This is a genomic window from Nocardia sp. NRRL S-836 (assembly GCF_001279525.1).
Classification (GTDB): Bacteria; Actinomycetota; Actinomycetes; order Mycobacteriales; family Pseudonocardiaceae; genus Lentzea.
On record NZ_LGDY01000101.1, the window covers coordinates 37,292 to 56,738 of the forward strand.

18 protein-coding genes and 1 pseudogene are annotated in these 19,447 nt (G+C 70.8%); 10 read left to right on the forward strand and 9 right to left on the reverse strand.

Going from position 1 to position 19,447, the window contains the following annotated elements:
• Positions 1 to 258 precede the first annotated feature (258 nt).
• Positions 259 to 1,656, reverse strand: a complete 1,398-nt coding sequence (locus ADL03_RS20670) for a M1 family metallopeptidase (RefSeq protein WP_053735153.1) — start codon at positions 1,654 to 1,656, stop codon at positions 259 to 261.
• A gap of 208 nt (positions 1,657 to 1,864) precedes the next feature.
• Between ADL03_RS20670 and ADL03_RS20675 the strand changes: the two genes are divergently transcribed.
• From ADL03_RS20675 to ADL03_RS20685, 3 genes are read left to right on the forward strand one after another with little or no spacing between them, the layout of a single operon-like run.
• Positions 1,865 to 2,314 (forward strand): hypothetical protein, encoded by a 450-nt coding sequence (locus ADL03_RS20675; RefSeq protein ID WP_063798658.1) that lies wholly within the window; start codon positions 1,865 to 1,867, stop codon positions 2,312 to 2,314.
• 37 nt (positions 2,315 to 2,351) lie between these two features.
• The gene (locus tag ADL03_RS20680) at positions 2,352 to 3,524 is read left to right on the forward strand and encodes a sensor histidine kinase (RefSeq protein WP_063798655.1); all 1,173 of its coding nucleotides are present in this window, start codon (positions 2,352 to 2,354) and stop codon (positions 3,522 to 3,524) included.
• Positions 3,524 to 4,165 (forward strand): response regulator transcription factor, encoded by a 642-nt coding sequence (locus ADL03_RS20685; protein ID WP_053735156.1) that lies wholly within the window; start codon positions 3,524 to 3,526, stop codon positions 4,163 to 4,165. Before ADL03_RS20680 ends, ADL03_RS20685 begins: the two co-directional genes overlap by 1 nt.
• Here ADL03_RS20685 and ADL03_RS48520 read toward each other — a convergent pair.
• Together ADL03_RS48520 and ADL03_RS20695 are read right to left on the reverse strand one after the other, a co-directional pair.
• Entirely contained in the window at positions 4,158 to 4,616 is a 459-nt protein-coding gene (locus ADL03_RS48520) for an RDD family protein (RefSeq protein ID WP_053735157.1), read from the reverse strand. The two genes, ADL03_RS20685 and ADL03_RS48520, sit on opposite strands and share 8 nt — an antisense overlap.
• A 468-nt stretch (positions 4,617 to 5,084) precedes the next feature.
• Positions 5,085 to 5,492 carry an SRPBCC family protein gene (locus tag ADL03_RS20695; RefSeq protein WP_053735158.1) on the reverse strand — a complete coding sequence of 136 codons (408 nt, stop codon included), beginning with the start codon at positions 5,490 to 5,492 and terminating at the stop codon, positions 5,085 to 5,087.
• A 173-nt stretch (positions 5,493 to 5,665) separates the two neighbouring features.
• On the opposite strand from ADL03_RS20695, the gene ADL03_RS20700 reads away from it, so the two are divergent.
• Positions 5,666 to 6,424, forward strand: a complete 759-nt coding sequence (locus tag ADL03_RS20700) for a DUF2382 domain-containing protein (RefSeq protein ID WP_053735159.1) — start codon at positions 5,666 to 5,668, stop codon at positions 6,422 to 6,424.
• 22 nt (positions 6,425 to 6,446) lie between these two features.
• On the opposite strand, the gene ADL03_RS20705 is transcribed toward ADL03_RS20700, so the two are convergent.
• Genes ADL03_RS20705 through ADL03_RS20715 form a run of 3 tightly spaced genes read right to left on the reverse strand, consistent with a single transcriptional unit; the run spans position 6,447 to position 8,680 of the window.
• Positions 6,447 to 7,289 (reverse strand): PaaX family transcriptional regulator C-terminal domain-containing protein, encoded by an 843-nt coding sequence (locus ADL03_RS20705; protein WP_053735160.1) that lies wholly within the window; start codon positions 7,287 to 7,289, stop codon positions 6,447 to 6,449.
• A gap of 24 nt (positions 7,290 to 7,313) precedes the next feature.
• Complete coding sequence (locus ADL03_RS20710) at positions 7,314 to 8,210, reverse strand: fumarylacetoacetate hydrolase family protein (protein WP_053735161.1); 897 nt, start codon at positions 8,208 to 8,210, stop codon at positions 7,314 to 7,316.
• A gap of 47 nt (positions 8,211 to 8,257) precedes the next feature.
• The gene (locus ADL03_RS20715) at positions 8,258 to 8,680 is read right to left on the reverse strand and encodes a RidA family protein (RefSeq protein ID WP_197288506.1); all 423 of its coding nucleotides are present in this window, start codon (positions 8,678 to 8,680) and stop codon (positions 8,258 to 8,260) included.
• Positions 8,681 to 8,765: 85 nt separating this feature from the next.
• Here ADL03_RS20715 and ADL03_RS20720 point away from each other — a divergent pair, with 85 nt between their 5' ends.
• Genes ADL03_RS20720 through ADL03_RS20735 form a run of 4 tightly spaced genes read left to right on the forward strand, consistent with a single transcriptional unit; the run spans position 8,766 to position 14,130 of the window.
• Complete coding sequence (locus ADL03_RS20720) at positions 8,766 to 9,203, forward strand: cupin domain-containing protein (RefSeq protein WP_197288516.1); 438 nt, start codon at positions 8,766 to 8,768, stop codon at positions 9,201 to 9,203.
• Positions 9,200 to 10,105 (forward strand): acyl-CoA thioesterase II, encoded by a 906-nt coding sequence (locus ADL03_RS20725; protein WP_053735164.1) that lies wholly within the window; start codon positions 9,200 to 9,202, stop codon positions 10,103 to 10,105. The genes ADL03_RS20720 and ADL03_RS20725 overlap by 4 nt, the downstream gene beginning before the upstream one ends.
• 25 nt (positions 10,106 to 10,130) lie before the next feature.
• Positions 10,131 to 11,723 (forward strand): AMP-binding protein, encoded by a 1,593-nt coding sequence (locus tag ADL03_RS20730; RefSeq protein ID WP_053735165.1) that lies wholly within the window; start codon positions 10,131 to 10,133, stop codon positions 11,721 to 11,723.
• Positions 11,724 to 11,739: 16 nt separating this feature from the next.
• Positions 11,740 to 14,130 (forward strand): bifunctional salicylyl-CoA 5-hydroxylase/oxidoreductase, encoded by a 2,391-nt coding sequence (locus tag ADL03_RS20735; RefSeq protein WP_053735166.1) that lies wholly within the window; start codon positions 11,740 to 11,742, stop codon positions 14,128 to 14,130.
• Positions 14,131 to 15,307: 1,177 nt separating this feature from the next.
• Here ADL03_RS20735 and ADL03_RS45605 read toward each other — a convergent pair.
• Together ADL03_RS45605 and ADL03_RS20745 are read right to left on the reverse strand one after the other, a co-directional pair.
• A pseudogene (locus tag ADL03_RS45605) lies at positions 15,308 to 15,733 on the reverse strand (NAD(P)H-binding protein); the annotation flags it as partial.
• Between the two features lie 67 nt (positions 15,734 to 15,800).
• Positions 15,801 to 16,715 (reverse strand): S9 family peptidase, encoded by a 915-nt coding sequence (locus ADL03_RS20745; RefSeq protein ID WP_053735168.1) that lies wholly within the window; start codon positions 16,713 to 16,715, stop codon positions 15,801 to 15,803.
• A gap of 164 nt (positions 16,716 to 16,879) precedes the next feature.
• Between ADL03_RS20745 and ADL03_RS20750 the strand changes: the two genes are divergently transcribed.
• The gene (locus tag ADL03_RS20750) at positions 16,880 to 17,785 is read left to right on the forward strand and encodes a helix-turn-helix domain-containing protein (protein WP_053735169.1); all 906 of its coding nucleotides are present in this window, start codon (positions 16,880 to 16,882) and stop codon (positions 17,783 to 17,785) included.
• Positions 17,786 to 18,104: 319 nt separating this feature from the next.
• Positions 18,105 to 18,947, forward strand: a complete 843-nt coding sequence (locus ADL03_RS20755) for a low temperature requirement protein A (protein ID WP_231642061.1) — start codon at positions 18,105 to 18,107, stop codon at positions 18,945 to 18,947.
• A gap of 75 nt (positions 18,948 to 19,022) precedes the next feature.
• Here ADL03_RS20755 and ADL03_RS47230 read toward each other — a convergent pair whose 3' ends face one another.
• The gene (locus ADL03_RS47230) at positions 19,023 to 19,235 is read right to left on the reverse strand and encodes a hypothetical protein (protein ID WP_157529005.1); all 213 of its coding nucleotides are present in this window, start codon (positions 19,233 to 19,235) and stop codon (positions 19,023 to 19,025) included.
• Positions 19,236 to 19,447: the final 212 nt, after the last annotated feature.

Genomic DNA, 19,447 nt, shown 5'->3' on the forward strand with positions numbered 1-19,447 from the left:
GTGAGTCGCGGGTCTGTTCGTGTCGCGCGGCTTGAGTGGCGGGTCCGGGTCCGCTTGCGTCGCGTGGGCTGAGCGGCGGCTTCGCTCGCGTCGCGTGGCTTGATCGGTCGGACTGTCCGCGTCACCTGGCTTGAGCGCCGGTCCGCGCGCGTCGCCCGGACCTGACCGCGCCGGGCGGGTCTGCACGTGCGTCGAGGGGTGTTGTGCCGGGGAGGTGTGCGCCGGCCGGTCTCGGGGTTCCGGCCGGCGCACGGCTCGTCAGCCCACGAACGCCGTGGGCGCGGTGGTGCCGTCGACCCAGGCCGCGTAGAACGGCTTCAGGTCCATGTCGGCCACCGCCGCGGTGTAGAGCTCCCAGTCGTGCCAGCCCTGGTTCCAGTTGTCGTTGATCTCCGGGAACTCCCGCAGCACGGTGAAGAACTTCTCGTCGCCGATGTGCTTGCGCAGGGCGTGCACCATCAGCACCCCCTTGTCCGACACCGAGAACTCCCGTCCCCGGCCCGGATCGGACAGCTTGCGCGCCCAGAACGCCGGGCCCGCCGCCGCGACCGCCGCCCGGTAGCGCTGCTCCAGGTCGGCCCCGTGCCGGTGCTCGTCCCACAGCCAGCCCAGGTACCGCGCGAACGACTCCGGCAGCGGCTGGTCCTTCCACATCTTGATGGCGAGCTTGTTCCCCCACCACTGCGCCGCGACCGCCCGCACGAACGCGGACTCGTCGGTGCCCGCGCCGAACACCGGCCGTCCCTGTGCGGGATGCGCGTAGCCGAGCCGGTCCGGCACGTACAGACCGCCGGCCGACGGGTACGGGAACGGGCCGAGCCGCGTGCTGAGGAACGTGACCACCGCGGGCAGCTCGGCCGAGAGCGCGGTGTTCGCTCCGGGTGCGAAGGCGTCGAAGACCGGGGTGTCGGCGATCGTGGACTCGCGCACCGTGTACCGGTCGATGCCGATCATGGTGGCGGACGGTGCGATCGGCGTGTTCTCGGCCCACGTGACCGTGGTGCCGGTGGCCGACTCGCGCACGCCGTTGGACACCGCCGTCCACCCGGTCGGCACGGTCGCGGTGACCCGGAACGTGGCCTTGTCGGCGGTGGTGTCGTTGACCGGGAACCAGGTCGTGGCCGAGTGCGGTGCGCCCGCCGCGAACGCCCCGCCGGTGACCGACGGGCGCCACCCGGTCCAGCCGCGTGGCGTGTACTCCGCCTGCGGCCGTCCACAGTAGACGACCGTGACGACGAACTCGGTGCCCTCGGCCAGTTCCGTGCGCGGGGTGACGACCAGCTCGTGCTCCTTGGCCCGGCTGAACGCCGCGGGCACCCCGTCCACCAGCACACCGCTCACGGTGAGGCCGCGCAGGTCGAGGTCGAACCGGCTGAGCCGCTGCGTGGTGACCGCGCGGATCACGGTCCTGGCGTTGAGGAACCGGTTCGCCGGGTCGTAGGACAGGGTGACGTCGTAGTGCGACACGTCGTACCCGCCGTTGCCGTCGGTCGGGTAGTAGGGGTCGACGCCCAGCACGGTGCCGTTCGGCGCGACGTGGACGTAGCCGTCCGTGCCGATCGTGTCGTCCTGGGCCGCGGCGGTCGCCGGGCACACGGTCAGGCCGCACAACAGCAGGGTGACCGGCGACAGGAGCCGCCGGATGCGCACAGCCATGGGAAACCTCTCGGGATCGGGTCGGAGTCGTCGCCAGTCTCTGCGGACTCCCACCCGCCGCCCACTGCCGGTTGCCCATGCCGCCGCGTTATCCGGCGCGCGATGGTCCCCGCTGCCCACCGGCGCCGCAACCGGGGCCCCGTCCGAAAGTACTAGATGGAACCCGTTGTGCTGCAACCACTTCCGCCACGGTCCTACGGTCGTGATCATGACTACTGCAACGGGCAGGACCACACCACCGGGCACCATCGTCGCCGCGTTCGCGGGGTTCCTCGTGTCGAGCATCGCCGCCTTCGCGGGCCTCGGTGTCCTCCTCGGCATGCACGACGAGCTCGTCGAGGCGCTGCGCGTGTCCCAGCCGGCCATGACCGAGGAGCAGCTGCGGAGCGCGGCCACCGTCACCCAGTTCGTGGTGGGCGGGTTCGCGCTGGTGATCGCGCTGGTCGAGCTGTGGCTCGCGTTCAAGCTCAGGGCCGGCCGCAACTGGGCGCGGATCGTGCTGACCGTGTTCACGGCGTTCCAGGTGGTGTCGTTGTTCGTCGGTCAGGGGACGACCCTGCCCGCCTACGGCGCCACCGCGGTCGCGGCACTGGCGGTGATCGCGAGCTACCTGCCCGCGTCCAACGCCTACGTCGAGTCGGTCAAGCGGGCGGGGTAGTGGGATCGTCGCGCGGCGCCGGGGCCAGAATGCCGCTATGACCGCAGGTGTGCCGCCGGCGCGGCGGAGCGTGTTCGTGGCCGAGGTCGTCGCGCTGCTCGCGGCCACGGTCGTGGACGCCGCGCTGGTCGTGCGGTCGGGCGTCCCGCGGGGAGTGGCGGCGCCGCTGCTCAGCGTGGTGCTGCCGTACGCGAGCCCTGCGGTGGCGGTGCTGGCGGTGCTGCGGCGCCGGTTCCCCCGGCACGTCGAACTGCTCGGCGGCGCGGTCGTGGGGTTGTCGCTGCTCGGCACGGTGGCCGCCGGGCTGGTGCGGCAGGCACCCGTGCAGCCGGTGGTGACCGAGGTGCTGGCCGTGCTGCTGCTGGCCGCCGCCGGGTGCCGCCGGCTGCCCGCGGTGCGGGCGGTGGTGCTCGCCGTCGCCGCTGGTGTGGCCGTGGTGCTCGCGCCGATCGTCCGCTACGGCCTGGACTACCCGGCGGCGCTGGTGCCGGTGGCCGCCGCGCTGGCGTGGGGAGCGGCGCTGGCGCTGGGCCTGATCCTGCGCGACGCGGACGCGCGGCACCGCCGTGAGCTCGAACGCGTCCGCACCGAGGACCGCCTGCAGCTCGCGCGCGACCTGCACGACCTGGTGGCGCACCACGTGACCGGGATCGTGGTGCGCACCCGCGCGGCCCAGGCGCTGGCCGGCAACGCGACGGCGCAGGACGCCGCCGAGGTGTTCGACGAGATCGAGCACGCCGCCGCCGAGGCGCTGACCGCGACCCGCGGGCTGGTCGGCGTGCTGCGCAGCGACGAACCGCTGCCGTCACCGAGCCTCGTGCTGGGCGACGTCGTGCGCGCCGCGGCGGACCAGGACACGGCGGTGCACGTGACCGCCGACGTGGAGGCGGTGCGGCTGCCGCCGCAGGTTTCCGTTGCGCTGCACCGGGTGCTGCTCGAAGCGCTGACCAACGCACGCCGCCACGCCCGTGCCACCGAGGTCCGCGTCACGGCGCGGTCCGAGGACGGCGACCTGGTGCTGGAGGTCGACAACGACGGTGTGGCGGGCGAGGCCGCGGACGGCGGGCACGGTGTCGTCGGGATGGGGGAGCGGATGACGGCGCTGGGCGGATCGCTGGCCGCGGGTCCCCAGGGGAGTGACCGCTGGCGGGTCACCGCACGGCTTCCGCTGGGTCCGGACGCGGCCGACGCGCTGCCGAGGGGGGTCTGATGACGATCCGGGTGCTCATCGCCGACGACCAGACGCTCGTGCGCACCGGTTTCCGGTTGATCCTCGACGCGGAGCCGGGCATCAAGGTCATCAGCGAGGCCGCCGACGGCGAGGCGGCCGTGCGCATGGCCCGCCGGCTGCGCCCGGACGTGACGCTGATGGACATCCGCATGCCGAAGCTGGACGGCCTGCGCGCCACCGAGCTGCTGGCCGGCCCCGGCGTCGAGGACCCGCTGCGGGTGCTGGTCGTCACCACCTACGACGTCGACGAGAACGTCTACGCCGCCCTGCTCGCCGGCGCCTGCGGTTTCCTGCTCAAGGACGCCCGGCCGCGCCTGCTGGTCGAGGCCGTGCACGCCGCCGTGAGGGGAGAGGCACTGGTCTCACCCGCGGTCACGGTGCGCCTGCTCGCCCACTTCACCGGCGCCGACCGCGACCAGCGGCCCGTCCCGCTGACCGGCCGCGAGCTCGACGTCGTGCTGGCCGTCGCGCGCGGCTGGACCAACGCCGAGATCGCCGAGCGCCTCACCGTCTCGCTGTCGACCGTGAAGTCCCACCTCACCAACGTCCAGGGCAAGCTCGGCGCCCGCAACCGCACCGAGATCGCCATCTGGGCGTGGCGCACCGGCCTGCTCAGGTGACCGCCCGCACCACGACCGTCCCGGTGACCATGTCCCCGAGCCGCTGGTGGCGCGGCGTCACCGCGATCAGCACCGCACCGACCAGCCCCAGCAGCAACCCGTCCACGGTCATCAGCAGCCACCGCACGAAGTAGTCGCGCAACGACGGCGCACCACCGGCGAGCGTGGTGATCCGCAACCCCAGCCACCGCATCGCCGGCGTCGCCCCGCCGTGCCGGTGCGGGTACCAGATCTCGACCCACAGTGGACCGAGCAGCGACACCGTCACGACCGCCACCCATGGCAGGACGAAGAACACGTCCCGCGGGAGGCCGAGCTTGATGAGCGGCAGCGAGAGCAGCAGGCCGAGCACGAGACCGAGAACGGCGGCGACGACCAGCAGGACGAGCTCGATGACGTGCTGGCAGTAGCGGCGGAGGACGATCGAGCGGGTGTCGGCGTCGGTGGCCACGCGGAGATGGTGCCAGGGCCGGGTTCGCGGTCGCGACCCACCCGGCGGGATCGGTTCGCCCGCGCCGCCTGCCCGGTCCGCCTGGGTCGTTTCACTCGCCCGAACCGCCTGGCTCGCCTCGCTTGTCCGAACCGCCTGGTGCGGCTGGCTCGTCGGGACGGCTTGGTGCGCCTGCTCGCCCCGACCGCTGCTCGCCCAGGTCCGCCTGGGCAGCCTGGCTGGCCGCGTCCGTGTGGTCTGGTGGGCCCGCGTGACCCGCCTGCACCACCTGGCCCGCGCGGTCCCGCCCGTCCGCCTTGCTCGCGCGGTCCGCTCCACCCGTCCGGTCTGCCCGGCGCGTCCGCCTTGCCCGCGCGGTCCGGCCCGCCCGTCCGGCGCGCGCGGGCCGCCTCGTCCTCCTGGCCCGCCATCCCCGCTTGGCCCGCGCGGCCGGCCGGGCTCCTTCCGCTCCCCGTTCCGAGATTCCGGTCAGTCGGCCGCGCGGTCATCGGCGGCCGCGGTCTGCGTGAGCACGGCGACGGTCTCCTCCAGCCCGCGCTGCACCTCGTCGCCCTGCGCCTCACGCACGCTGTGCAGGCTCACGGTGATCCGCGACCGGCCCGGCGCGACCTCGTCGACCTGCAGTTCGCCGTGGTAGTCGTCCGGGCCCTCGGCACCCCACTCCAGCCGCCGGCGCTGGGCGTCCGGGCGCACCCAGGCCTCGCTCTCGACGCGGTGGCCGTGCACCTCGGCCTCGACGTGCACCTGGTCGCCGCCCTCGGGTTCCGCGCTGGTCATCTGCGGGAAGTAGCGGGGGAGGTTCCTGGGCTCGGCCAGGAAGCCGAACAGCGTGTCCGCCGGGATGTCGGCCTCGGCGGTGTGCGTGTAAGTCGTCATGAAGGCGGGAGTACCCGGCATCGGCCGGGCCGAACAACCCCCAGGTCGTCACCGTCCGAGAACGTGAACCACCTTCGAGGGAAGCGTGTCACTGGATGGTGCGACAACGGACGATCCCGGTCCGGGGCGGGGTACCTCGCGATCGCAGACGACCAGCGACGAGAGGAAGAACGATGATCGATCGGAGCCAGCTCGAAGCCCTGTACGACTGCGACGTGATCGACAAGAAGGGCGAGCGGATCGGCTCGGTGAAGCAGGTCTGGCTCGACGACGAGGACGGCGCGCCCGCCTGGGCCGAGGTCCACACCGGACTGTTCGGGCTCAGGGAGAGCTTCGTGCCGATCCAGCAGGCGCGGGTGAGCGCGGGCGCCATCACCGTGCCCGTGGACAAGGAACTGGTCAAGGAGGCGCCGAAGATCGACGTCGACGGCCAGAAGATGTCCGACGACCAGCAGCAGGAGCTCTACCGGCACTACGGCATGATCCCGAGCGCCAAGCGCGGCGAGCACGACCGCCTGGACCAGGGCCGCCGGGACGAGCGCAGGACCGACCTCAGGGACGATCGCAGGGATGACGACCTGTCCGTCACCCGGTCCGAGGAGCAGCTGGAGGTCGGTACCCGCCAGGTCGAGGCCGGCCGGGTGCGGCTGGTCAAGCACGTCGTGACCGAGCAGCGCGACGTCACGGTGCCCGTGTCGCACGAGGAGGTGCGCGTGGTGCGGGAACCGGTGGACGGGCCCGCGCGCAACGCGTTCGCCGAGGAGGAAGCCTCGGTCACGCTGCACCGCGAGGAACCCGTTGTGCAGAAGCGCGCCGAGGCGGTGGAACGCGTCCGGCTCGAGAAGGACAACGTGACCGAGCAGCAGCGCGTCACCGGTGAGGTGCGCAAGGAACGCGTCGACGTCGAGCGCGACGACCAGAGCGGTCGTTGAGAGCGCTGAACACCACGCTGAGTCAGCCGCGTGCGTGGAGCACGGCCAACGCGTGCTCACGTGCCGGTGCGCTCAGCGTGGTGTTCAGCTCCTCGAACAACGCCTCCGCGGTCACGCCGTTCCACCCCGGTGGCAGCAACGCCAGCGGCAGCCCCGGATCGCTGTAGGGCAGCCGCCGCCACTGGGTCAGCATCGGCACGTACGTCTGGAACGCTCCCAGGCTGCCCACCGGCAACGCGTCGAGCACGGGCCGATAGCGCCGCACGAAGTCCGCGTACAGATCGGCCAGCTCGTCGAGGTCCCACCAGGAGCGCACCTTCGAGCGCAGGTCGCCGAACGCGAGGTGCTGACCGGTGAACAGGTCGACGTACTCGGCCAGGCCGCGCCGTTCCAGGGTCCGCCGGGTCTCCGCCGCGAGGTTGCCCGGCGCGACCCACACGCCGGGGGCCGCGGTGCCGAAACCCAGCTGGGTCAGGCTGGTGCGCAGCTCGTGGCGCTTCTCGCGCTCCGACTCCGGCACGGAGAACACGGCCATCAGCCAGCCGTCGTCGGTGGTGGCCCGGCGGCGTTCGAAGATCCGCGCGTCGCCCTCCGCGAGCGCCTCCAGCGTCGCTTCCGCGAGCGCGTAGCCGGCGGCGCCGTCGCGGCGGTCGCTGCGGACCACGCCGCGGCGCTTCAACCGCGAGATCGAGGACCGCACGGCCTGGCCCTCCACGCCGAGGTCCGCCATCAGCTGCACGACGGACGCCACGGAGAGCCAGTTGTCCTCGCCGCGGGCGTACAGGCCGAAGAGCGTGACGATGAGCGGGCCGAGCCGGTCGCGTCCGGCGAGCGCAGCCGGTTCCGTGGTCAGCGCGACGTTCAGGGCTCTCTCCTCGCTCGTGCGTGATCACCCGAGCTTAACGCCCGGCCCGGCGAGGTCGGTCAGCGTCACGGTGTTGCGCAGCTCGCCCAGCCCGCTGACCCGCGTCACCACCACGTCGCCGTCGTTCAGGAAGACCTGCGGCTCACGGGCGTTGCCGACGCCGCTGGGCGTGCCGGTCAGCACCACGTCACCGGCGCGCAACGTCATGCCGTGGCTCAGCTCGGCGATGATCCGCGCGAACGAGAACGCCATCTGCGCGCTGGACGCGTCCTGCAGCAACCGGCCGTTGACCTCGCACTGCACCCGCAGGTCCGCGAGGTCGTCGATCGACTCCGGTGTGGTCACCCACGGGCCGAGCGGCATCGTCGCGTCGAGGCTCTTGCCCTTGAGCCACTGCCCGCCGTGCGCGCGTTGCAGGTCCCGCTGCGAGACGTCGTTGGCGACGAGGAACCCGAACACGTGCTCCAGCGCCTTCTCCTCCGGGATCGACCGGCCGTCGCGGCCGATGACCACGGCGATCTCGGCCTCGTAGTCCCACTTCGCGGAGACCGCCGGGTCGTAGGCGATGGCGTCGACCGGTCCGATGACCGTGTCCGGGCCCTTGGTGAAGAACGTGGGCCGCTCCGGCACCGCGACCGGGTCCTGCCCGTCGCGCTTGCCCTTGGACTCCTCGAAGTGGTCGAGGTAGTTCCAGCCGGTGCACAGGACGTCGCGGTTGAACCGGTGCAGCGGCGCCTCCAGCCGGACCTCGGCGAGCGGCCGGACCTCGGTCGGCGCCGCCCGGACCGCGTCGAGCGCGGCCGGACCGCCGCGGACGATGTCGTCGACCGTGCCGAGCGTCGCGGGCAGCAACCCGATCGACTCCCCGTCCACGAGACCCGCCCTGCGGACGCCGCCGATGGTTGCTGAAGCGAGCCTCACCCAGACACCTCCATTATCGCGATCACGTTTCGAAGATCATGAACACGCTATTGCTGAATCGGGGTGACCAGGCGGTCCTCGGGGATCACGGCGACGCCGAGGATCTCGATCATGGCCTCCGGCTGCCACAGCGCGGTGCAGCCGATGCCCGCCATCGCCGGGTAGACCGGCCCGGCCAGCTCGCGCCACACCTCGCCGATCTCCTTGCCGTTGGCCTGGTAGTCCGGGATGTCGGTGAGGTAGATCGTGATGCTGACCAGGTCCTCCGGCTCGCCGCCGGCCGCGCGCAACGTGGCCAGCACGTTGCCGAACGCCTGGCGGAACTGCGCGACGATGCCGCCGGGGACGATCTTCATGTCGGCGTCGGTGGCGGTCTGCCCGCCCAGGTGGAGCGTGGTGCCGGCGAGCGTGCCGTGCGAGTAGCCGCGCGGAGCGGGCAGTCCGGCCGGGTTCACTGCTACGGGCCTCATGTGTATTGACAATATCTGACGACGGTGAAGAATGCGATATATGGAGCCCGACCTGAGCAGGTACCAGCTCGAAGGCGACAACTCGATGTACCGGCTGCCCAGCGGTCTCGTCGCCCCGGTGGTGACGCGCGGCGGCATGGAGAACCCGGACACCGCGAACTCCGGTGGCGCGATCCGGATCTCCGGCGTGAGCAGGCAGCACACCCCGGCCACGCGGCTGTGGTTCGGCAAGGTCACCAACGAACCCGGCTACCGCTCGGTCACCCACCACCACGGCGAGGCCGAGACCGGCGGCTACGTGCTGTCGGGACGGGCGCGGATCTACTTCGGCGAGCGGTTCGAGGACTACGTCGACATGGAGGAGGGCGACTGGGTGTTCGTGCCGCCGTTCATGCCGCACATCGAGTGCAACCTCGACCGCACCAGGCCCCTCACCTGGATGACCACCCGGACGCCGGAGAACATCGTGGTCAACCTGGACGACGTGCCCGACGAGGACCTGCGCGACTGGCTGACCCGATGACCGCCGGGACCCTCGCGACCTCCGCGGTCTTCACGTCGGCGATCACGCTGAGCCGGACCGAGCCGCGGCACCTCGACCTGGCGTTCACCGCCGTCACCCAGCCCTGTCCGTGGCCCAAGGCCTACGGCGGGGACCTGGTGGCGGCAGCGGCGGCCGCGGCCATGCGCTCGGTGACCGACGGCAAGACGCTGCACTCCATGCACAGCTACTTCCTGCGCCCGGCCGACATCGGCGCCGAGGTGCGCTACGAGGTGGAGCTGCTGCGCGACGGCCGCGGCTACAGCACTCGCCAGGTCCGCGGCTACCAGAACGACAAGCCCCTCTACGCCTGCCTCGCGAACTTCGCCGCCGGCGAGCCGGGCGGCACCTTCCAGGCCCGGTTCGCCGAGGAGCTGCCCGGCCCGGAGGAGCTGCCCAGCACGGCGGAGCACCTCGCCGGGCGCACCGGCGGCACGATGACCGAGGAGTCGAAGGCCTACTGGTCGGCCGGCCGCAGCTTTGACCTGCGGCACGTGCCCGGCCCCGTCTACCTCGCGGTCGAGGGCGACCGGGTGCCGCACCAGGCGGTGTGGCTGCGGCCGTTCGACCCGCTGCGCCCGGTCGAGGGGCTCACCGACGCCCAGCGCGACCTGGCCGCGCTCGCCTACGTGTGCGACTACACGATCCTGGAACCCGTCCTGCGGGTGCTCGGCCTGCCGTGGGCTCAGCCCGGCCTGGTCACCGCGAGCCTCGACCACGCCATGTGGTTCCACCGCAGGGGCACCGTCGACGACTGGCTGCTCTACGTGCAGGAGGCGGTCGCCGCCGACGACGGCCGCGGCCTGGGCCACGGCCGCTTCTTCACCCGCGACCACCGGCACCTCGCCACCGTCGCCCAGGAGGGCATGATCCGCGCCGCTTGACCCGCCGCCGCCGGAAGGACCCGCCATGGACACCTTCGCCCGCGACCACCTCCCTCCCGCAGCGCTGTGGCCGACGATCGAGTTCACGACGCCCGAGCTGACCTACCCGGACCGGCTCAACGCCGCCACCGAGATCATCGACGTCCCGGCCGCGCGGTTCGGGCCGGACCGCCCCGCGCTGCGCACGCCGTCGGGCGAGGTCTGGTCCTACGGCGAGCTGCGCACCCGTGCCAACCAGGTCGCCGGGGTGCTCACCGGGGACCTCGGTCTCGTGCCGGGACAACGGGTCCTGCTGCGCTCACCGAACAACCCGTGGACGGTGGCGGCGTGGCTCGGCGTGCTGAAGGCCGGCGGGGTCGTGGTGACCACGATGGCGGCGTTGCGCGCCCGCGAGCTGACGCCCGTCCTGGACCGCACCCGGCCGTCGATCGCGTTGGTGGACAACCGGTTCACCGACGACGTGCCCGCTGTGCCGTCGTTGCGGGTCCTGACCTACGACGACCTCACGGCACGGTGTGCGGCCAAGCCGGGGGAGTTCACCGCCGTGGACACCGCGGCCGACGACGTGGCACTGCTGGCGCCGACGTCCGGCAGCACCGGCTCACCGAAGATCACCGCGCACTTCCACCGCGACATCTTGTCCATCGACAACACGTTCGGGCGTCACGTGCTGCGGCTGACCGAGGACGACCTCGTGGCCTGCACCGCCCCGTTGGCCTTCACCTTCGGCCTGGGCATGCTCGTCGTGTTCCCGTTGCGCGCCGGGGCGTGTGCGTTGCTGACCGAGACCGCCACGCCCGCACAGGTCGCGGATCTGGTGGCACAGCACGGTGTCACGGTGCTCGCGACGGCGCCGACCGCGTACAGGGCGATCCTGCGCGACGGCGCGGAGGGCAAGCTCGCCGGGCTGCGCAGCGCGGTGTCGGCCGGTGAGCACATCCCGCGGCAGACGTGGGAGCGGCTGCGGGACCGGCTCGGCCTGCGCGTGATCGACGGCATCGGTGCCACGGAGCTGTTGCACATCTTCATTTCCGCGGCCGGCGACGACATCCGGCCCGGCGCCACCGGCAGACCCGTGCCCGGTTACCGGGCCACCGTGCTCGACCCCGACGGCGTGGAGCTCGGCCCCGGTGAACCGGGACGGCTGGGCGTCATCGGCCCGGTCGGCTGCCGCTACCTCGACGACGAACGGCAGAAGGACTACGTGGTGAGCGGCTGGAACGTCACCGGCGACATCTTCCACCGCGACGAGGACGGCTACTACCACTACCACGCCCGCGGCGACCACATGATCGTCTCCTCGGGCTACAACATCGGCGGGCCGGAGGTCGAGGAGGCCATCGACACCCACCCGGACGTGGTGGAGTCCGCCGTGGTCGCGAAGCCCGACGAGGAACGCGGCTCGGTCGTGTGCGCGTTCGTGGTGCTGCGGCCCGGCGTCGAGGGTGACGCCGCGAAGGCCAGGGAGATCCAGGACCACGTCAAGCGGACCATCGCCCCCTACAAGTACCCGCGCGACGTGCGGTTCCGCACCTCGTTGCCCCGCAACGCCAGCGGCAAGCTGCAACGCTTCGCCCTCCGCGAGGCCGTCGAGGACGAGCACGCCGTTGCGCAGTGACGCGAGAGGACCGCGAATGAAGATCGCCGCGAAGAGGATCGCCGTCGTCGGTGGTGGCCCCGGTGGCCTGTACCTCGCCGCGCTGATGAAGCAGCTCGACCCCGCCCACGACATCACCGTGTGGGAACGCGACGCCGCCGACGTCACCTTCGGGTTCGGCGTGGTGTTCTCCGACGAGACCCTCGGCGGCATCGAGAACGCCGACCCGGAGTTCGCCGCCGCCATGGCACACCGGTTCGCCCGCTGGACGGACATCGACATCCACTACCGCGGCGAGACCCACACCATCGGCGGGCAGGGGTTCGCCGCGATGGGCCGCAAGGACCTGCTCGGCCTGCTGCAACGGCGGTGCCGCGACCTCGGTGTGGTGGTGCACTTCTCGACACCCGCGCCCGGCACCGCCCAGCTGCGCGCCTCGTACGACCTGGTGGTCGGGGCGGACGGCGTCAACTCGCCGGTGCGGCAGTCCTCGCCGGGCGTCTTCCGGCCGAGCCTGGACCGGCGGCACAACAGGTACATGTGGCTCGGCACGGACCTGGTGTTCGAGGCGTTCCAGTTCTTCGTCAAGGACACCGAGTGGGGCACCATGCAGGTGCACGGCTACCCCTACTCCGCCAACGGTTCCACGTTCATCGTCGAGATGCACGAGGACGTGTGGCGGCGCGCGGGTTTCGACACCGGCGAGGAGTTCCCGCCGGGCGCCTCCGACGACCGTGCCGTCGAACGCCTCCGCGCGCTGTTCGCCGACGAGCTGGCCGGGCACCGGGTTTTCGCGAACAACTCGAAGTGGCTCAGCTTCACCACCGTCCGCAACGAGTGTTGGCACGACGGCAACCTCGTCCTCGTCGGCGACGCCGCCCACACCGCGCACTTCTCCATCGGCTCCGGCACCAAGCTCGCGATGGAGGACTCCCTCGCGCTGGCCGCCTGCCTGCACGAGCACCACGACGTCGAGACCGCGCTGACCGCCTACGAGGCCGAACGCCGCCCGGTCGTGGAGTCGACCCAGCGCGCCGCCCAGGCGTCCCTGGAGTGGTTCGAGAACATCGGCATGTACGCGGGCCAGGAACCGACCCGGTTCTGCTTCAACCTGCTGACCCGCTCGCGCCGCATCACCTACGACAACCTGCGCACCCGCGACCCGGAGTTCGCCGACCGCGTGGACGCCGCCTTCGCCGCCTCGCAGGGACTCCCGAGCAGCGCACCGGCGATGTTCCAGCCGTTCCGGCTCGGGCGGCTGGAGCTGAAGAACCGGGTGATCGTCTCGCCGATGGACATGTACTCCGCCGTCGACGGTGTGCCCGGCGACTTCCACCTCGTCCACCTGGGCTCGAAGGCCATGGGCGGCGCGGGCCTGGTGATGACCGAGATGGTGTGCGTCTCGCCGGAGGGCCGCATCACGCCCGGCTGCACCGGTCTGTGGACCGACGAGCAACGGGACTCGTGGGCGCGCATCGTGGCGTTCGTCCACGAGCGCAGCACCGCCCGCATCGGCCTGCAGCTCGGCCATTCCGGCCGCAAGGGCTCGACCCGGCTGATGTGGGAGGGCATGGACGCCCCGCTGCCCGACGGGAACTGGGAGACCATCGGCCCGTCACCACTGCCGTACGGCCCCGGATCGCCCGTGCCGCGCGAGCTCGGCCGTGCCGACCTGGACCGGATCACCGCCGAGTTCGTTGCGGCCGCCCGGCGCGGTGCCGAGGCCGGTTTCGACCTGCTCGAACTGCACTGCGCGCACGGCTACCTGCTGTCGTCGTTCCTCTCGCCGATCGCGAACCGGCGGGCCGACGAGTACGGCGGCTCGCTGACCAACCGGCTGCGCTACCCGCTGGAGGTGTTCGACGCCGTCCGCGCCGCGTGGCCGGCCGAGCGCCCGATGATCGTGCGCATCTCCGCCACCGACTGGACCGACGGCGGCAACACCGAACACGACGCCGTGGAGATCGCCCGCGCCTTCATCGCCCATGGAGCGGACGCGATCGACGTCTCCTCCGGCCAGGTCACCGCCGACGAACGCCCGGCGTACGGCCGTTCCTACCAGACCCCGCTCGCCGACCGGATCCGCCACGAGGCCGCCGCCGCCACCGGCACGGCGGTCATCGCGGTCGGCGCCATCGCCTCCTACGACGACGTCAACTCCATCCTGCTGGCCGGCCGCGCAGACCTGTGCGCCATCGGCCGCACCCACCTCTACGACCCGCACTGGACCCTGCACGCGGCCGCCGAACAGGACTACCGCGGCACCGCGGCGCAGTGGCCCGTCCAGTTCCAGGCCGGCAGCCGCAAACCGCCGGCCGCGCGCACCGACGCCGTGCGGCCGCGCCTGTCGCTGCTGCGGGTGGACGCGCCGGACCGTGACGTGCACCTGCGCTGGACCCCGCACCGCGCACCGGCGGCACTCGGCTGACCACCGCGTGCCGTGTGTGACCGCGGTCAGTCCGATGTGGTCGCTGCGGCCGCCTTCGACGACAGGCGTCAGTTGCCGCGTTCCAGGTGCCGTGAGTCGTTGCGGCGCACCACGCGGTCGAGCAGCTCGGCGTCCTCGCCGCCTTCGTCCGACGTGGACGTGAGCGCCAGCAGGAAGATGATGACCACGCTGACCCCGGCCCCGCCGACGGCGAGCCGGTGTAGTGCATCGCGGCCACGCCGAGACCGGTGATCAGGCCACCCGCCAGGAACGGCCGGAAGCGCGTGCTGTCACCGCGTTTGACCACCAGGAGGCCGAGCCGACGACCACGATGGCGACCACCATGCTGGCAGTGTGAGGGTCAGGGGTCCGAGTCCCCTCAGCTCCACTATTGGATACAGCATATAGATCGCCCGCTGACCTGCGTAAACAGACTCGGTGGGCGATCTTGTGTTTTTGTCCTATGTGGACGGTTATACCCCGGCTGGAGTAAAACTGGAGCACGGTTCCGAACTCGGCGAAATAGGGTCACGCAGCTGCTCCAGGATCGGGCGCCCGATCGGGTGGTTGTTCGCAGAATCTTTTGTTCGCCCGCTGGGGTGTTGGGCCCGCCGTCTGGCACGGACGCCCACACTGCGCCCGTCGCAGGCGGGCACCGTGCGTTTGCGGGCTGGCCCGTGCGTGATCGCGGCGGGCGGGCTGTTGCCGCCCCGCATCGCTCGGTGTCGGCTGAACGGCCGTTGCCGTTAGCGTCCCATGTCCGCTTGGTGGGTGCCGGGCGCACCGGTAGCTGCCACCAACCTGTTCCCGTCCTTGCGGTGCCCTCGGCGGGAGTACCCAAGGATGGGAACAGGGTTGACCAGTGAGTTCATCGCGGCAGCCTGGTGATCGAGGGCCGTTTCGGGTTCCAGCCGTCGGAGTGAGCGACTAGGAGGTGGGTGGAGCGTGACGGAGCCGCCCACCGTCTACATGCTGCTCGGCTTCGGTGCACTCCCGCCTGGACCGGACACGTTGTGCACCTGATCGGACGGCTCGCTGCGGCTGTTTGCCTCGTTTGTCGGACCCTCGGCGTAGCGTGCATGGTCATCGCGAAGGAGTCGCGCAGATGGTCGGTCCGCTGCCACAGGTAGTTCTGCCCGCAGGCCTGGGTTGAGAACGGTTCACCCTTCCGGCTGACCTAGTAGGAGACTTCGTCGGTACCGGTGAGCCACGCGGGCCTGAGGATCGTGTAGTCGAGCCCGGATTTCTCGATGATGTCGACAGCCGCGCGGTAAGGGCCGAGCTGGGGACCGATCTGGTCGCGGTTCCACGCTCCGAACGCGCCAGGCACACCTCGTCGTAGATGCCCAGAGCGGTGACGAACACCAGACGGCGGACGCCCGTTGCCGGCATCGACCTCGACGATTCGTGCTGCCTGCTCGTCGAGGTCGCCTGCCGAGTTCGCGTAGACGACGTCCTGACCGTGGACGACCGCATCGAGAACATCGCGGTCGAGCGCATCTCCCGTCACGAGTCGGGCATTCGCCGGTGGGTCCGTCAGCTTGCTCGGGTCGCGCAGCAGAAGCGTCAGGTCGACCTGCGCTTCCGCCAGCATGCCCGCGGCCCACCGGCGCCCAGCACCAGTGCCCTCGTCATCGTCGCTTGGTCCTGGCCGTCGCTGTTCCTGCTGGTCACTTGAGGTGCTTGTCGAACCAGTTGATCGGGATCTCGGGGTGTTCGCCGAAGTAGTTGTAGCCGTCGAAGCGGCGGTCGGTGCCGCGGATCCAGTGCAGGTCCTTGTCGATGACGGGCAGGGCGTCGTAGATGGCTTGGACGTCGTCGGGGCGGGTCATGGTGTCGTCGTGTACCTGGGCGATGAGCGTGGGCACGGTGATGGCGTGGACGTGGTGGAGCGGGGTCTGCTCGTCGAGGTGGAACCCGGTGCGCTCGTGCACGGCCTTGTCGAACTTCGCGAAGCCGTCGGCCATGCCGATGCCCTCGACGAACCGCTCGACGATCGGGCGGGCCGAGACCGGCTGCAGCATGACCATGGCCTGGATCTCGGTGAACTCCTCGGGGTGGTGGGACCAGGCGACGGCGGTCGAGTCAGCGCCGAGGCACACCGACAGCAGCACCTTGCGCAGGTCCCTGGTGTCCGGGCGCGTGGCGGCGTAGCGCAGGGAGCCGATCACGTCCCGGTACTCGAGCAGGCCGATGCCCGCGATCCCGCCGTTGCCCTGGCCGCTCAGGCCGTGGTTGCGCATGTCGTAGGCGAGGATGTTGTAACCGGCGTCGTGCAGCGCCCGGTACTCGGGCAGGAAGTTCACCTCAAAACCGCCCAGGCCACCGAACTCGGGCAGATGCCCGGGATAGCCGTAGCGGTTGCCCGGCAGGAAGTGGTTGTGGATCACCAGCTTGTCCGAGTCGGCCGGGATGAACCAGCCCTCCAGCGGCACGCCGTCCATGGACGGGAAGGTGACGTCCTCATAGGACAGGCCTACCTCGTCCGGGCGACGCAGCACCGGTGCGCGGCGCCCTCCGGTCGTGCCCGTGGTCCACAGCTGGACGAAGTTGTCGAACGCCGCCTGGGCCTTGTCGTTCTCCATGAGACTGCATCTCCTCTCGCTGTGGTGGCCATTTCGGCTACCCGAGATCGATGGTGACGACCCGCTCGACGGGCAACAACGGACAGTCTCTTCCCAGGGACAGCGGCATCCTGGGAAGGATTCCTCCCAGGCACACGGCGCGCACTGCTGCGACACTGAGGCGCATGTCCGACAGCGACGCGCACCGCAGCGAGCTGGGAGAGTTCCTCAAGGCCCGCCGCGCCGAGCTGAGCCCACGGCAGGCGGGACTGCCCGAGACCGGGACCGTGCGGCGGGTGCCGGGATTGCGCCGCGAAGAGGTCGCCCAGCTCGCCGCGATCAGCACCGACTACTACACCCGCCTGGAACAGGGTCGCGTCCCGGCCTCAGCCTCGGTGCTCGACGCCCTGGCACGCGCGCTGCGCCTCGACGACGACCAGCGGGACTACCTCGCCGAACTGGCAGGCAAAGACATCGCCCGGCCACGCAGACGCGCCCGGCAAACCGTCCAGCCATCCCTGCGGCGGCTGCTCGACGAACTGCGCGGCCTTCCCGCGATCGTGCTCGGGCGACGCATGGACATCCTGGCGTGGAACCCGCTCGCCGCCGCTCTCATCACCGACTTCACGCAGATCCCGGACAAGCAGCGCAACTACCTGCGGCTCGTGTTCACCGACCCCGCCATGCGGGGCCTCTACGCCGACTGGGAGGCCGTGGCCCACACCTGTGTGGCGCTGCTGCGCAGGGAAGCCGCTACCTACCCCGACGACCCCCAGCTGATCGCGCTGGTCGGCGAGCTGTCCGTGCAGGACCCGCAGTTCCGCCAGTGGTGGGCAGCCCACCACGTCGTCGGCAGACGCATCGGCACCAAGACACTTCACCACCCCGTGGTCGGCGACCTCACTCTCGACTGGGACACACTCACCTGCACCACCGACCCCGAACAACAACTCATCACCTGGACCGCTGAACCCGGCACCCCCGCCGACGACAAGCTCAGAATCCTCGCCTCCTGGACCACCACCCACCAGCAGGAAACCGCGCCTACCGCGCCGGCCGATCAGCTACCGGACCTGCGGAAAGACGGTTGACCGTGCTCACCGGCGTCCCCACACGCGCGGCGGTGCCGCAGTTCACTACCCGTGCACGGTCGAGGAGGAAGCCATGATCACCCGCGCTGCGCGAACCGCCCACCGCGAGGTATCTCCACTGGAACTGTTCTTCGACCTGGTGTTCGTCCTCCCATCAGCCAGCTCACCCACCACCTCATCGAGCACCTGACCTGGCGCGGGGCCGCCGAGACCCTGGTCATGCTCATCGTCGTGTGCGGCGTGTGGACCTTCACCGCCTTCGAGGTCTCACTGCTCGACGTCGAACGCACCACCACCCGGGGTGGCCACCCTCGCCGTCATGGGCCTCGCACTGTTCATGAACGCCGGCACCGCCAACGCGTTCAACGACGCCCCCCGGCTCTTCACCGTCCCCATGATGCTCGCGCTGGCCGTTCCCGCCACCTACGCGGCCGTAGCCGCCACAACACCCCACCTACGTCGGCACTTCCGCCATGTACTCCTGTGGATGGCCGCCTCCGCACCTTTCTGGATCATCGGCGCCATCGCCGGACCTGAAATCCGGATCTGGTGGTGGGCAGGCGCCGCAGGCATCGACCTCATCGGCACCTGGACCGCGCCCCCCGTCCCCGGCAACACGCGGCGCGGCACGCAACGCCTGGAATTCGACGCCGCACACATGCTGGAACGGATGCGGTTGTTCCTCATCATCCTGCTGGGCGAAACCGTGCTGACCCTGGGACGAGTGATCGCCGACCACCCCTCCGAGCCGGCCACGCTCTTGACGGCACTGGGCGTCTTCCTCGCCCTCATCTGCCTGTGGGCCGTCTACTTCGGACGAGCCGAACAGCTCGTCGTACGACGCGTCTCCGCATCCGAAGACCCGATCCGATCCGTACACGTCGGCATGAACGTCATCTACGGAGTCGTCGCGGGACTCGTCATGCTCGCAGCCGGCAGCGAAACCTTGATCGCACACGCACAGGACCGGGCCGGTGTGAGCGGCGTGCTCCTGCTCGCAGGACCCGCGATCTACCTGCTCTCACAAGCGATCTACTTCCACCTCGACTCCGACGGCAGTTCGCTGCCCCGTTACACCGGCGCCGCCGTCCTCACCGCCGTGCCGCCGCCGGGTACTGGATCCCGGTATACGCCACCGTCGCTCTGCTCGTCCTCATCCTGATCACACTTACCGTCTACCTATCCGGAACCACGGCCTCGTCGGCGTCCTGAGCAGAGGTCGGCAGACCGGCCACATTCAGATGCGGTTGCCGCGCCCTGTCTTGACCTCGAGGCCTTGGTTGGAGGCCAGTGGCAGCGGCATTCCTGCTGTCGGCTGGTGATCTCGGTTCATGCCGCCGCCCTGGCCGGCTTTGGGGAGGGCATCAACCTGCGCGAGATCGTTCTGCGGAGGGCCGGGCTTTGGGCGGGTGTACCGAACGATGGGAACAGGGGTGACCAGCGGTTTCATGCTGGCAGCCTGGTGGCGGAGTCATCGTTCGAGCTATCCGCAGCCGAGTAGCGGCCCAGGGGACGGGTCACGGAGGCCCGTCCCACCTCAGATCTTCCATGCTCAAGCCGAGTGACGGTAGTTCGGCGCGAGGCGGCTCAGCCAGCTGCTGGGTTGCGGGGCAGCTCGTGTGGACTCCCGGTGTCCCCGCGCAGGCGCTGAGTACTCGACAC

Coding starts and splice junctions, on each gene's coding strand:
- ADL03_RS20685 (WP_053735156.1), top strand. CDS start 3,524: ATGACGATCCGGGTGCTCATCGCCGACGACCAGACGCTCGTGCGCACC.
- ADL03_RS20695 (WP_053735158.1), bottom strand. CDS start 5,492: ATGACGACTTACACGCACACCGCCGAGGCCGACATCCCGGCGGACACG.
- ADL03_RS20730 (WP_053735165.1), top strand. CDS start 10,131: ATGGACACCTTCGCCCGCGACCACCTCCCTCCCGCAGCGCTGTGGCCG.
- ADL03_RS20675 (WP_063798658.1), top strand. CDS start 1,865: ATGACTACTGCAACGGGCAGGACCACACCACCGGGCACCATCGTCGCC.
- ADL03_RS20745 (WP_053735168.1), bottom strand. CDS start 16,715: ATGGAGAACGACAAGGCCCAGGCGGCGTTCGACAACTTCGTCCAGCTG.
- ADL03_RS20735 (WP_053735166.1), top strand. CDS start 11,740: ATGAAGATCGCCGCGAAGAGGATCGCCGTCGTCGGTGGTGGCCCCGGT.
- ADL03_RS20720 (WP_197288516.1), top strand. CDS start 8,766: ATGTACCGGCTGCCCAGCGGTCTCGTCGCCCCGGTGGTGACGCGCGGC.
- ADL03_RS47230 (WP_157529005.1), bottom strand. CDS start 19,235: ATGAAACCGCTGGTCACCCCTGTTCCCATCGTTCGGTACACCCGCCCA.
- ADL03_RS20725 (WP_053735164.1), top strand. CDS start 9,200: ATGACCGCCGGGACCCTCGCGACCTCCGCGGTCTTCACGTCGGCGATC.
- ADL03_RS20670 (WP_053735153.1), bottom strand. CDS start 1,656: ATGGCTGTGCGCATCCGGCGGCTCCTGTCGCCGGTCACCCTGCTGTTG.
- ADL03_RS20715 (WP_197288506.1), bottom strand. CDS start 8,680: ATGAGGCCCGTAGCAGTGAACCCGGCCGGACTGCCCGCTCCGCGCGGC.
- ADL03_RS20700 (WP_053735159.1), top strand. CDS start 5,666: ATGATCGATCGGAGCCAGCTCGAAGCCCTGTACGACTGCGACGTGATC.
- ADL03_RS20680 (WP_063798655.1), top strand. CDS start 2,352: ATGACCGCAGGTGTGCCGCCGGCGCGGCGGAGCGTGTTCGTGGCCGAG.
- ADL03_RS20750 (WP_053735169.1), top strand. CDS start 16,880: ATGTCCGACAGCGACGCGCACCGCAGCGAGCTGGGAGAGTTCCTCAAG.
- ADL03_RS20755 (WP_231642061.1), top strand. CDS start 18,105: ATGGGCCTCGCACTGTTCATGAACGCCGGCACCGCCAACGCGTTCAAC.